We start from the raw sequence: 12,703 nt of genomic DNA, 5'->3' as shown, positions 1-12,703 counted from the left end.
AGTCCGCAGCACTGCTTCAACCAAAGGAACACCGCAATGGACGACGTACAGCAACTGGGTGAGATGCTTCGCCACTACGCAGAAAGCGAAGCGCACAAGAAACAATTGTTTGAGTCGCAATCGGCCGTGTGGGCGACGCGCATTGGGGCGCTGTTCGATCAGATCCAGCAGTGGCTGGAACCGGTCAAGACGCCGAATCTGCTGGAGGTCAGCCGCGAGGTGTATGTGGCATCGGGGCCGAGCGTACCGGTCGAGACATCGACCTTCAACACTGAAAAACTGACCATTGTGATCGCCGGCAAACCGGTGGAATTCGTGCCGGATGTGATGGGCGTGGGCGGTCAGATTTCGTTGGCGGTGATGGGGTTGACGGCCGCGCGTTACGGCAGCATTTCGCTGGTGTGCCTGCCGCCATCGAGCAGCTGGCAGTGGCGCAAGACCAACGGCCTGAAAGACCCGGATACCTTTGCCTTCGATGCGAACTTTTTGGCGCAGCAGTTGCAGAGCCTGATTCCCCGCGAGCGCGGCTGAGCCTACTGAGCATTCCCACGCTCCGCGTGGGAATGCCTCAAGGGACGCTCCGCATTCCATTGGGACGCAGAGCGTCCCGGCCTGCATCCTACGCAGAGCGTGGGAACGATCAAACCTCCAGATCTCCCCAGTCTGGCTTGGCGACTTCAGGCGCAACCGCCTTCACAGCCTTGCCTGTCGCCAGTTCCACCCGCCGCGCCACCTCCGGGTCATCGGTAAACGGTATCAGGCTCGCCTCTTCCAGACTTTCAGCTGTCTGGTGCTTCAGGCAGTATTCCACCGCCAGCCAAAGCCCGACTACAACTCGCGGGTCAGCGTACTCGGCAAGTAGTCATCCATCAGGCGCTTGCCGACGGTAAAGCCGTCGCCCAAGGGCGCGCGGCGCGAGTGACAGCGAGCACAGGTTTCGATTTCGACAGTGGCGTTGTTGTCCTTGAGGTCGACGGCAAAACCGGCATGGATCAGGTCACCTTTTTTCGCTGTCCATTCCAGGTGATTGGAGGCCGGCCCGTGACAGGCCTGGCAGCCGACACCGAGACTGTTCCAGTGGCTCTCGAAGGTGTTTTTTGCGGCATCGAAATTGCGCTTGTACCCGGTGGTGTTGCACTCGACGCACATGAAGTTGGCGTTCTGGCTGGGTTTGCTCCAGTGCAACGGGTCTTTGACGTTCACGCCCTGGCCTGAACAGAGGTGAAACCAGCGATGCTTCTCGGTATCCCAGGCCACGCCCAGGGCTGCAGCCGACCTACGCCGACCTCGATCAAATATTGTTGCAAAGGCGCGATGCCAACAAGCTCGATGCAGCTTTGCCGGATGACCGGCGTCGGTCAAATGACGGTGGTGATCCTCTGCGCAGCCATAGATGAATATTGTGATTTTTGAAAACAAAATGCTCTGGATTGGCTATACCTGTAACACCCTTTCTCGCACCGTTGTCGATCGCCTTACAGGAGTTACAGCATGAAGTTAGCGTTAATGATGAGCACTCTGTGCGTTGCCTCGATCGGAGTGGTTGGCTGCTCCAGCAAAGTCGTCGACCCGGATCAGTATTCGGGGTTTCTCAAGGATTACAGCCAGCTCAAGGAAGCCAAGTCGCCATCCGGCGCCACGGTGATGCGCTGGGTGGACCCCAAACTCGACATCAACAAATACACCAGTGTCTATATCGAACCGACGCAGCTCTATCCCAAGCCTCAACCGACGGTGAAAATCCCTCAGGTCACCCTGAATGGAATCACCAGTTACTACGATCAGGCGCTCAAGCGTGAAGTGGGCAAATCCTTGCCGTTGGCCGCAGGCCCCGGCCCTGGTGTGATCGTGGTGCGTGCTGCGATCACCGCCGTGAGCAGCAAGACCGAAGGCCTGAAACCTTATGAAGTGATCCCGATCGCCCTGGTGGCAGCGGCAGTCAGCACCGCCAGCGGCATCCGCGATCAGGAAACTGACCTGGCCACTGAAGCGGTGTTTCTTGATGGCAGCAACAACCATGTCCTGGCGCAGGTCGTGCGCAAGGGCACCGGCAAACCGCTGGAAAACGAGTCGCAGGTGATGAAGGCCGATGACGTCAAAGGCGTGATCGATGGGTGGGCTTCGGATCTGCATCAGTCGTATCTGAAGCTCAAGTCCAAGTGATGCGTTGGGGCTGATGGCCTCATCGCGGGCAAGCCCGCTCCCACAAGGATTGTGGTCGGCATGGAGCGGGTCACGCGTTTAAGCCGCGCGGGCAATTCGCGCAACGCGCTCAAGTCATCACTTCGGCTTTGCAACTGCGCCAGCCGCACCAACGCGTCACGCCGATAACGATCCCGCCGCCATTGCCAGTAACGCCGGGCACCGATCAGCAACGCAGTAACCACCAGCAAACCGAGCAACACCCACCAACGCCACGTCTGCGGCGCATAGCTGATCAACGCAGGCAATCCGATCTCCTTGAGTTGCTCGATGCTCGGCACGCCCGCGTTGATCGCCGCCCTCCACCGGGTTTGCCCAATTCGGCCCGCAGTTGTTCCTGGGCATCGGTGGCGGTGCTGAACATCATTAACGGCACCTGGCAGCGGCGCAGCAACATGGCGACACCCTTGAGCCGACCGCACCACGCAAACGCGAAGCATGGTCGCCGGCGAGTACGCTGCCCTGGGGCTGACGGGCGAGGAAACTCAGGTCATGGGCCTTGAACTCCCGCGCCATCAACTGCGCCAGAGAGACATAAGCCAGACGCTGCGCATTCATGCGGGAATCGCCACTTTGTCGAGCAAACGGTCGAGCATCTGATCGGCCGGCCGACGCCGCCCTCGGTCGCGAGGACCAAAGGGCTGCCGCCGAGCACACACAAAGCCAGTAAAGGACGCACAACAAAAGGCCTGACCATGACTGACTCCGCTTACTGTTGTTGGTTTACGGGGGTCAGCAGCGGCATTTTCCATTGGCCATTGGCGACTTCCGGTTTTGGCAGGTACAGACGCAAGGCCCCATAGAACGGTCCGTTCGGCGCCGGCAGCCAGTTGCTTTGCAGGTCTTTGGCCGGCGCCTTGTTCTGCACGTAAAGCGTCAGGCCACCGTCGGCGTCGAGCTTGAGATCGGGCAACATGCGCGAGTTGATCAGGTAACGATTCAGCGGGTTGGCCACCAGTAATTTGTTCTTCGCGTTGTACAGGGTCAGCGACCAGAACGCGTCGGCCGGGGGCAGGGCGCCTTTGTCGAAATGCAGGGTGTAATCGTGCTTCGAGGCATCGACTGGCTGGCCATCCTTGTCGACGAAGTAGCCGATGTAGTTTGCCTCCTCGGCGGAGTTGCCGAAGATGCCCATGTTGGCGCCGGCGTAGCGGTACAGGTAGTTGCCATTGAGGTGGTCGCGGGTGCCGAACAGGTCACCATTGGAGACCTGGTGGGTATCGACTTTGTTTCTTTTGAACTGGGCGAACTCGGCTTTGGCATCCGCGATGCCATCCTCCAGGGCTTTGCGCTGTTCGTCGCTGAACTTCTGGAGCGTGAAAGGCTTGCCGGCTTCGATGCCGATTTTCTTGAAGCGCCCGAGCAGGTCTTTTTCCACACTCTGCGCTGGGGCGAAGGCCAGCATGAAACTGAGGTAGCGGAACAGGTCCGGGGTGTCGCTCATGGTGGGCGCCGGTTTCGGCCAGTCGACGGTCGGTGCGGGCGCCGGAGCCTGTTCCCCGACGTAGTTGCTCAGCGGCTCGACCGTGTAACCCTCCTGGATATGTCTGACGTTGGCCAGGTCTTTCTTGTCGAACAGCTGTGTGCGATACAGCGCATAAGCGATGTCAGTTTCGCTGCGCAGCAACCGGTCGATTTTCTCCGGTTGCTGACCTTGCCAATTCGGCCCGGCGATCATGAAATTGCCACCGTTGTTGCCGGTGCTGCGAGTGCCCAGGTACCCAAAGTTTTGCGTGTAGGCGTCGATCAATTGCACCGAGTAGTAACGGTGCTCCTCGATGGGCGGGAGAGTCAGCACCACGGGTTCGGAGCGCAGGTCCATCCAGACAAACGAATAGGGTGTGTCGGCGTTCGGGGTGACAAACGCGGTGTCCCTCGCGGTGAACGCTTTGGCGGTATTGCCGATCTGGTTGAATGGCGCCTCGAAGTTCGGGCTCTTTTCGTCCACGGTCTGGGTGTAGAGAGTCTTGTACATCTCCACTATCGGAAAGCCATAGAGGTAGGCTTCCTTGGCGATGCCTCGGGCCTCTTGCGGGGTGGCAGTGAAATCGGCCCAGACGCTGGTGCTCAGGGTCAGAGAGAGTGCGGTGAGCAACAGGCGGTTCTTCATAAGACTTCCTTTTGAAGCAATGGGCGTCATTCCACGGCCGTGATGTCGTCGAGCTTCCAGCTTTTGTCGAAGTAGGCTTCGGTGGGGGCGTACAAACGGAAGTAGCTGAACCAGTGTTTACCCGGCACGGTTTGCACCCAGTTGTTTTCGAAACCTTTAGGCGCGGTTGGGCCGAAATACAGGTCCACCGAGCCATCGGCGTTCTTTTTCAGGTCCTGACGGGATGACAGATCGGCCTTGCGCTGGGGGTTGTCGATCAGGCAGCGACTGTCGATGTCATAAACAGTCATCGACCAGAACTGCTTGGCCGGGGGATTGGCGCCGACGTGCAGGCGATAGCTCTTGGCGCCGTCGAGCCAGTTGCCCTTGCTGTCGGTGTAGGCGCCGAGGTAGGTCTGGCCCAGGCCGGGGGTTTTGGAGACCATGCCTTTGGTGTTGGTCACCGCTTCATAGAACCAGGCGCTGCGTTCCCACAGTTGGTCGTAATAAGCCACGCGTTGCGACGGCTCGGCGATGTTCAACACGGTGTCCCACTGGCGGTCCGGCCAGTACTGCGCATCGGGGAAACGCTTGGCGAAGGTGTTGGCCTTGGCGATCAGCTCGCCGATTTGCGCACCTTGTTCCAGTGCCTTGCGTTGGTTGTCGTTGGGGTTGAAGGGTTTGTCCTTCTCGATGCCCAGGCTGGCGAGCATCGCCATGTAGAAGCGGTCACGTTCGTTGACCGGTTCTTTCTGGATGATCTGGTGCAAGCGTTCCCAATAGGCCAGGCCGCGTGGTTGGGTACCGGACCAGGCTTTGCCGCCGGGGGAGAGCAGTTTGGTTGTGGCGGGTGTGGCGCGTTTGGCGTACGGGTACATCTTGAACTGTTCGACCAGCGCCTTGCCTTTGGCCGGGTCCGGATCGAGGACACGAAAGCCCACCAGCACGTTCATGGTTTCCGATTTGGCGAGGTAATACTTGCCGGCGTCGGCCGGTGGCTCTGCACCCGGTGGCAGGACCAGGTACTTGCCTCCCTTGCCTTTGTCCGGCCCGGTCTGGCCCATGTCGATGATCGCCCGTTGCCAGAAATCACCGATGCCGCCTGCCGTCGGGCCGGGTGGCAGCTCGATCACCAACGGGCCGGTTTCATTAAGGTCGACGAAGCCGAGGATGTACGGTGTGGTGGCGTTGGCGGTGATCACGCCGAGCTTGTCTTGGTAATTGTTGAGCACCATCAGGTCGCCGCTTTGGGCACCCAGCTTGTCGCGAAATGCTTCCTGCCATTGTGCGTAGGACACCAACGGCAACGCCCACAAATAACTCTGGGTCGCCTGTTGGAAATCCAGTTCGGCGTACAGTTTGGCAACGGACTCATGGGCCGGCAGTTCGCCTTCCATCGCGATTTTGCCGAGGCGGGTATCAAGGTCCTGGGCGCCGACGCCGCAACTGACGAACAGGGTCATCAGGCTGAAACCGGCTGCGCGAATCACAAAGTGCATATAAAAATCCTTAGTTGCCGAACGTGACATTGGTCCCGGTGAACAACGTGAATTTCGGCAGGCCACCGCCTTTGCGCTCCACGGTCCACTGCGGTTCGATGAAGGCGTTGAGGATATTGGAGCCGGATTTCCACACTTTGCCGCCACCCAAACCGAGTGGGATGTAATGGGGGTTGTTTTTCAGGTCGAAGGTCCAGGTGCCGGTCGAGCGCAGGTACCAGCCTTTTTCCAGGTTATGAATGATGACGGGTTGCAGCGTGGTCGTTTCGACGTGGGCGCGATCGTGGTCGCCGGCGAAGGAGCTCTGGTATTGCACCAGCGCACCGAGCAAACCGCGAGGCGATGAATCAATCGCTATCGCGGCCAGGCCTGCTTGCCATTTGCCGGTACCCAGTTCGTCCTGATCGGCAGTGGGCGCGGTGATCTGCGGGCCGATGTGGGCATTGCTGTCGAACAGCTTGGGCGTGTAGTAATCCTGAAGGTTGGCGCCGGGCGCCAGGTTCAGCGGATTGTTACTTTTATTGGCGGTATCGGCGTTGTCCGCGTGGGCACAAACAACAGGCGCAACCGATGCCGCCAACACCAAGACGTGTACTGCCAATTTCATCGACATGCTTCCCCGGTTCCTTGGTGGCCTCATTGGACGACTCGGCACTTCTCGGCCGTTACTGCGTAATCTCTTTCCTATCAATCCTTTAGGACACGTCTGTTGAAATTAGCAGCTAACTTCGGGTTCGCCAGTCGAACTAAAAAGTTAATGCGAATCATGGGTTGGGGAGCATAGCTCGAAAAATAATCACAGGCAGGCATCGCCCTTGATCTGTAGGAGCAAGGCTTGCCCGCGAAAAACGATGACGCGGTGGTCCCACCTATTGCACCGAATCCCACCGACATAAATATGTACCGCACCAGACCATTAACTCATCGACATGCTGTGCCCTACAGACAAGGAGTGACTGTATGGCACAAAACACATTTAACGATGGATCATCAGGGAGCGTTGTCATCAGGTCGGGACCACCCGCTTCGGGTGGCGGTTCGGGGGGCGGTTTCGGTGGCGGCGGTGGGGTTTCAGGTGGCTTTGGTAAAACCAGCAAGGGAAAGCGAAAAGCCCGAAAGCGAGCCATAGAAGCTGATCGTAAGGCAAGGGAACAAGCGAGTGCGCAAGCAGCGGCTCAGGCGCAAGCCGAGGCTGCACAAGCACAGGCTGCCGCTGCACAAGCGCAGGAACAGGCTCGCGTGCAGGCCCGGCATCATCAACTCGCGGGGCTGACGCAGCGTCATACCGCTGTAAGAGTCGAGGTAGACCAACGTTTTGCTGCCCGGTCAGCGCAACTTGCGCCCGCCCTTGAGCAGGAAGTCCTGGCGGCGCGACGACCGCCCGATATCCACTTGAGCGAGCGCTTGCAGCTTCACAACATCACCAGAAAAAAACAAGAAATCGATGGGCTGATCACCCGCAAAACGGCAGAACTGAACGCAAAGAACGCGATTGCCCGATCATTCGATGGGCACGATCCACTCACCCGCACGGTGAACGATTACCGGGCCCGACTGGAGCAATTCGGCGAGGCGCTCGTTCACGGTCACCAGACATGGGAAAACGCCTACAACGCAGCCCATGAAGCTCGACAGCTATCTGCACAGCTAAGCGCTCTCACGGGTAAATCCATTGCGCTGGCCGAGCACCACGCCGAGCAGACCATTGTCTGGCGTAAGCGGGAGGCCATCTGGGAAGCACAGCGGCAGTTCGTCGAGCAGCGCGAAGCGCGAGTTCGGTTCAAGCAGCAAGTCGATGAAGATGCGCGGATTGAACGGGTCAGGCAGGCCAAAACGCTGACGGCGCCGGTAACTTCGGTGGCCGCTGGCGGAATGTTTTTGACTCGAGAAAGCGTGTTGGTTGCGCAAGACGTCGCCGCTGCACTTGAAAGGGCTGTCCAGGCTGCCATCGACACCCTCATCGATGCCGGACGCATCGTAGTCAGGACAGGGCCGGTATTTGTCACTGCAATGTTTTATTCGCCAACCCTTGGCAATGGCGAGTTGACTACGGAACAGCGCGGGCGTTTGTTGCAGGGCATTGGCGTTCCGGCCCAAGCGCTGGGTTTTACTGACAGTCGGGCGCTGCAGTCAATCGCAGATGCGGGCGGTTCGGCGGAGGTGGCGTACCGGCTCAAACCCGAAGCTGTGCCGGAAGGTACCGCGATTATCGTCACCAGCACCGGTGGTGAAGTGGACGCTCGTGTACCGGTCATCAATGCCGTACTTGACCCGCTGACCGGTGTCTACAGCGCCGAGGTCCCGGGTTCACCGCCACGACTCCTGCAGTTCACACCCGAGTCCACACCTCAGGTGACCACTTCTGACCAAGCCGGCCTGGCGGTGATGGCACCGCAGATCCAGGACATCCCGGCGGGTGTCGACTTGCGTATTCAGGATTGCATCGTTTGCGTGCCGGGCCTGCCACCGACGTACCTGTCCTTCAACCTGCCGCCCATGGGCTCGGGCGTTGTCACCGGGACCGGTCAACCTGCTGCGAATGATTGGTGGAAAGCCGCAAGCCAGGCCCTGGGTGCGGCCATTCCCGTGCAGATTGGCGATCAGTTCCGAGGTCGGGAAATCCCGTCGTTCAGCGCCTTCGATCAAGCGCTGTGGCGCACGGTTGGCGAACATCCGGCGCTTGTCGCCGAATTCGATGAGGTGAACAAAAAACGCCTCGAACAAGGCTTTGCACCTTACGCGCCGAAAAGCACTTGGGTCGGTGAACGGCGTGAATTCGAGCTGCGTTATCAGGAGCGGGCAGAACTCGGGGCGAACCCCTTCAACCTCGACAAAATAAGTATCACCACACCGCAAAGTACCCAGGGGCGACTGGGGATTACTCCGGCGGTTCCACCCTGGCCGATTCGCCCCGTGGGAGGCGGTACCTGGACCCCTTTGGTTCCACCAGGCATCGAACATCTCGGGCCAACGACCTCGCCGATCACACCACCGATTGCTGCGGTTTATCCGGGCGCACCTGCCATCCCCGTCCTACCGCAAAACGAGACGTTTCCGGCTGTTGACGAAGGGCAGATTGGTGCCAGTATTCCTGGGTATCCGGGGGATATGGAACTGCCGTCGCCGGATGTTCTGTTTCTTGATCGGCGAGATGATCCGGGGACTGCGACAGGTTGGGGATCTCATGCCTCGGAGGTTTGGTTAGGGGATGATGCGAGGGGAGTGGGTGCACCGATTCCTTCGCACATTGCGGATCAATTGCGGTGGCAGGAGTTCAGGGATTTCCATGGGTTCAGACGGGCGTTTTGGAAGGCTGTTGCAGAGGATGTGGCATTGAGCAAACAGTTTAGTGTTCACAATTTAAAAAGAATGCGATCAGGCCTTTCTCCATACCCTTTGGCTGCTGATCAGGTTGGTGGTCGCAAAACGTTTGAGCTTCACCACGAAGTTGGAATTGCAGACGGTGGGGAGGTGTATGGGATGGATAACATCTTAGTGATGACACCCAAGCGGCACATCCAATTGCATGGAGGAAAAAAAGAAAATGATCTTTAAAAAGAAGTTGGAAGACTATACAGAAGCGGAATTTTTGACTTTTTTACAAGGGTTTAATAATTATCCGGATGAATTGGAGGGAGAAGAGTTGGAGGCTTATCTGGATAGCCTGTTGGTCCATTTTGAGTTAATCACCGAACACCCAGACCGATCAGACGTCATTTTCTATCCCAAGGACGGTCAGGAGGACAGTCCCGAAGGGATTCTGAAAGAAGTCAAAAAGTGGCGGGCAGCCAATAACAAACCTGGTTTCAAACCCGAGTAACTTGCCACCCATGACTAACTGGCACCTGCTCATAAGGAAATGAGCAGGTGCCAGTCTCTTCGGAAGTTTGCCAAAAGACAAAAGGAAGAACCAAAGATGGAACTTAAAGCAACGCTCAAGGATTACACCGAGCCGGAATTCCAGGCTCTGGTAAACAGAATCTGGGCCGTCGACTTACCCAAACAGGACCACGACCGATTGATCAATCATTTCGACCAGATCGTTGGCCACCCCAAAGGCGCAGACTTGTTGTTCTATCCCGCAGAGAATGATTACAGCGGCACCAGCACGGGCTCGGTCATGTACTACGTCAAAGACTGGCACCACAAACGGGGAGTGCCCGCATTCAAGGGCGAGGGAGTTCCCGTTCGGGCACCCGTTGCCGCATGGCCGTCTACGCCGATGACTTTTGCGCAGGTGACGCAACTGCGGATAGCTCAAAGTCTGGCCGAGGTACAAAAAGTCGCCGTAGACGTCGCGGCTTCGAAGCAGGTTCTAGAACCTGCGTTCGGCCTTTTCGAGCGACGTATCAGGCATCTGCGTAGTCAACAGAGCGCTGATGTAGACATCCGTGGGCGTGAGGCGGGCATCCGTGGTCTCGAAACTGCTGAATTTGAATCGCGTCTGGCGGTCAGGCTTTACGAGTTCTGGGAAATGAGGCTCAGGTTCAAAAGAGAAGCTGCCCAGCGCGATCTGACTTACAGCCGCGTCGAGCAAGCACAGTGGCAAAACATCCTCCAGCAGATCACCGCCACTGAGGCGCACTATTTGACGACGTTGAGCGCCATCAAGCAGCGTCTGCAAGGCCTGCAAGTCGAGGCCGAAGCGTTACTGATCAACGCGCAAACGCAACTGGTTCGCCAACGCCGTCTGGAGGGTGTTGGGCCAACCCAGGCTCCGGGCCTTCTTACAGCGCCACTGGGTTTTGTTAATTCGCGTCCCAGTGTTTTGCTCAATGGTGCTTTGTCGCAGCCATTGGAAACTCATCGGGTCGCCCTGCAAAAAGCCATACGCTCGGCCGTTGCGGAGTTCACGTGGCAGATTACAGCCGCGACCGACAGTCATTTGGGGCAGTACGCAGCGGTCCTGCAATTTGATTTTTCCAGTCGTGCGGAAACCGAGGTCTATGGGTTGAGCATCCCCCTTGTCGAATTGCTGCCGATTGAGGGGCAGGACTGGCAAAGATTGGCCATGACTCAGGCCGAAGTCGACATTCCTTTTAGAGTCAGCAGCGGTTCTTGCTCCGTACCCGCGGGCACCCTGATCAGAGGTCTGAGAGAAATAACGATGTTGCTACAGGTCGTTCTCACACCCACCAATGGCAATGTGTTGCCATCAACTGTCCGAGTACGTGCTGCCGTTTGGGATGAGCATCTGCACGCGTTCCGTTTCACTGCCGACGGAGTGGCACCGGTAACGATCAGTTGGATTGCGCCAGGCACCCTTGAAAACATTCCTGACCTGGCGCCAGCGCCGGAATACAGGTTGGGATTCCTGCAATCTCCGTCCGCGCCACTATTGGAACCGTTCAGCGATATCAAAGCGATTCAGTTCGATGACTATGTTGTGGTCTTCCCGCCTGAGTCAGGTTTGGACCCGCTTTACGTCATGTTCAGGGACCGGCGTGAGTACCCGGTTTAGTGGGTGAGCGCCAAACGCGCGATCACGTCTGTCGATGACAAGCCCCGAAATCCTCGGCCTCGTACACCTGGCGAATCTCGATCTCGGCGTCGCTGCCTGGCATCGGGTTAGGGCATCGCTTGACCCACTCGATTGCTTCTTGCTTTGATTTCACCTGCCACAGCCAATAGCCGGCGATCAGCTCCTTGGTTTCGGCGAACGGGCCATCAATCACCGTGCGTTTGTCACCCGAGAAACGCACGCGGGCGCCTTTGCTGCTCGGTTGCAGGCCATCGCAGTCGATGAGGATGCCGGCCTTGGCCAGTTCTTCGTTGAAATTGCCCATCGCGGTCATCAACTCCTCGCTGGGCAACACACCGGCCTCGGAGTCCTGGCTGGCTTTCACAATGATCATGAATCGCATGGTCTTATCTCCGCTGGATTGAGTGATTCATTGTCTAGTCGAATGGCGGTGCACCCAATCGACAGGGTTTTTAACGGAAGAAGAATCCGACTTGTTTTCGACATCCGGGATCAACGACCGATGCGCGCCTTTCGTCATGAATACCGTGTTGGAGTGGGTGAGGGGGGGTACGCTGGACACCGCAATTTGCTGAAGCCGCCTGTATGCGGTCCTGTGGGAGCGAGCTTGCTCGCGATAGCGGTAAAACATTCAACATATGGGGTGACTGTCAGTTCGCCATCGCGAGCTCACTCCCACAAGGTTTTGTGTTGGTTGCCAAAGTTGTATCCAATTGGTGCGACAACACATCACAATTTGTATCCGGGCATAGGTCGTCGGACAATTTCGTGGTTAACTTCGGCCTCTTCAAAATTCTCATCAACAACGTTCAGAAGGACTCAGTTCATGGCTCAAGTCACTCTTAAAGGCTCCCCGGTTCAAGTCAACGGCCAACTGCCACAAGCCGGTTCCAAGGCGCCAGCCTTTTCCCTGGTTGCCGGCAATCTGTCCGACGTGACCCTGGCGAGCTTCGCCGGCAAGCGCAAAGTGCTGAACATCTTCCCAAGCGTCGACACCCCGACCTGCGCCACGTCGGTTCGCAAGTTCAACGCTCAGGCCAGTGACATCGCCAACACTGTCGTGCTGTGCATCTCCGCTGACTTGCCGTTCGCACAAGCGCGTTTCTGCGGCGCCGAAGGTCTGGAAAACGTACAGAACCTGTCGACCCTGCGCGGTGCCGAGTTCATCGAGAACTACGGCGTGGCCATCGCTGATGGCCCACTCAAAGGCCTGACTGCCCGTGCCGTCGTGGTTCTGGACGAAAACGACAACGTCCTGCACAGCGAACTGGTCAAGGAAATCGCTGACGAACCGAACTACGAAGCGGCACTTGCCGTTCTGAAATAAGTAAAGCATTACAATTGTTAACGGCCTGGCCCTGTCCAGGCCGTTTTCATTTGTGCTTCAGTGTCTTAGATAAAACTCCTGTTACGTAAGACGAAGGTAAATTG

General features: G+C 57.7%; 11 protein-coding genes and 4 pseudogenes. 6 read left to right on the top strand and 9 right to left on the bottom strand.

Going from position 1 to position 12,703, the window contains the following annotated elements; genetic code table 11:
* Positions 1-36: 36 nt before the first annotated feature.
* Positions 37-531 carry a hypothetical protein gene (locus FQ185_RS00570; protein WP_149415739.1) on the top strand — a complete coding sequence of 165 codons (495 nt, stop codon included), beginning with the start codon at positions 37-39 and terminating at the stop codon, positions 529-531.
* 109 nt (positions 532-640) lie between these two features.
* On the opposite strand, the gene FQ185_RS00565 is transcribed toward FQ185_RS00570, so the two are convergent.
* Positions 641-817, bottom strand: a complete 177-nt coding sequence (locus FQ185_RS00565; RefSeq protein ID WP_149415738.1) for a cbb3-type cytochrome c oxidase subunit 3 — start codon at positions 815-817, stop codon at positions 641-643.
* 14 nt (positions 818-831) lie between these two features.
* Positions 832-1,319 (bottom strand): annotated as a pseudogene (locus FQ185_RS00560) (multiheme c-type cytochrome); the annotation flags it as partial.
* Between the two features lie 172 nt (positions 1,320-1,491).
* Between FQ185_RS00560 and FQ185_RS00555 the strand changes: the two are divergent.
* Positions 1,492-2,163, top strand: coding sequence for a DUF3313 domain-containing protein (locus FQ185_RS00555; RefSeq protein WP_149415737.1), 672 nt, complete (start codon positions 1,492-1,494; stop codon positions 2,161-2,163).
* Here FQ185_RS00555 and FQ185_RS00550 read toward each other — a convergent pair.
* The 6 genes and pseudogenes from FQ185_RS00550 to FQ185_RS00525 form a co-directional block, all read right to left on the bottom strand.
* Positions 2,163-2,495: pseudogene (locus FQ185_RS00550) on the bottom strand (DUF4381 domain-containing protein); the annotation flags it as partial. The gene FQ185_RS00555 and the pseudogene FQ185_RS00550 sit on opposite strands and share 1 nt — an antisense overlap.
* Positions 2,496-2,622: 127 nt before the next feature.
* Positions 2,623-2,760: pseudogene (locus FQ185_RS00545) on the bottom strand (DUF58 domain-containing protein); the annotation flags it as partial.
* 19 nt (positions 2,761-2,779) lie between these two features.
* Positions 2,780-2,899 (bottom strand): annotated as a pseudogene (locus FQ185_RS30395) (transporter); the annotation flags it as partial.
* Between the two features lie 12 nt (positions 2,900-2,911).
* Positions 2,912-4,312 carry a DUF1254 domain-containing protein gene (locus tag FQ185_RS00535; RefSeq protein WP_149415736.1) on the bottom strand — a complete coding sequence of 467 codons (1,401 nt, stop codon included), beginning with the start codon at positions 4,310-4,312 and terminating at the stop codon, positions 2,912-2,914.
* Between the two features lie 26 nt (positions 4,313-4,338).
* The gene (locus FQ185_RS00530) at positions 4,339-5,790 is read right to left on the bottom strand and encodes a DUF1254 domain-containing protein (RefSeq protein ID WP_149415735.1); all 1,452 of its coding nucleotides are present in this window, start codon (positions 5,788-5,790) and stop codon (positions 4,339-4,341) included.
* A 10-nt stretch (positions 5,791-5,800) separates the two neighbouring features.
* The gene (locus FQ185_RS00525) at positions 5,801-6,403 is read right to left on the bottom strand and encodes a hypothetical protein (protein WP_149415734.1); all 603 of its coding nucleotides are present in this window, start codon (positions 6,401-6,403) and stop codon (positions 5,801-5,803) included.
* A gap of 347 nt (positions 6,404-6,750) precedes the next feature.
* Here FQ185_RS00525 and FQ185_RS00520 point away from each other — a divergent pair, with 347 nt between their 5' ends.
* From FQ185_RS00520 to FQ185_RS00510, 3 genes are all read left to right on the top strand, one after another.
* The gene (locus FQ185_RS00520; protein ID WP_149415733.1) at positions 6,751-9,345 is read left to right on the top strand and encodes an S-type pyocin domain-containing protein; all 2,595 of its coding nucleotides are present in this window, start codon (positions 6,751-6,753) and stop codon (positions 9,343-9,345) included.
* A complete protein-coding gene (locus FQ185_RS00515) occupies positions 9,335-9,610 on the top strand; it encodes a bacteriocin immunity protein (protein WP_149415732.1) in 276 nt (91 codons plus the stop codon). The genes FQ185_RS00520 and FQ185_RS00515 overlap by 11 nt, the downstream gene beginning before the upstream one ends.
* Before the next feature lie 96 nt (positions 9,611-9,706).
* Entirely contained in the window at positions 9,707-11,251 is a 1,545-nt protein-coding gene (locus tag FQ185_RS00510) for a bacteriocin immunity protein (RefSeq protein WP_149415731.1), read from the top strand.
* Positions 11,252-11,273: 22 nt separating this feature from the next.
* Here FQ185_RS00510 and FQ185_RS00505 read toward each other — a convergent pair whose 3' ends face one another.
* On the bottom strand, positions 11,274-11,654 hold the full coding sequence (locus FQ185_RS00505; protein ID WP_149415730.1) for a YciI family protein: 381 nt from the start codon (positions 11,652-11,654) through the stop codon (positions 11,274-11,276).
* A gap of 444 nt (positions 11,655-12,098) precedes the next feature.
* Between FQ185_RS00505 and tpx the strand changes: the two genes are divergently transcribed.
* Positions 12,099-12,599: a thiol peroxidase gene (gene tpx, locus FQ185_RS00500; RefSeq protein WP_149415729.1), complete on the top strand. Its 501-nt coding sequence runs from the start codon at positions 12,099-12,101 to the stop codon at positions 12,597-12,599.
* The last annotated feature ends 104 nt before the right edge of the window (positions 12,600-12,703 follow it).

The sequence above is a fragment of the Pseudomonas sp. ANT_H12B genome (genome assembly GCF_008369325.1).
Taxonomy (GTDB): Bacteria; Pseudomonadota; Gammaproteobacteria; order Pseudomonadales; family Pseudomonadaceae; genus Aquipseudomonas.
The sequence above is the reverse complement of the archived record's forward strand: the minus strand, read 5'-3'. Positions and strand labels throughout refer to the sequence as shown.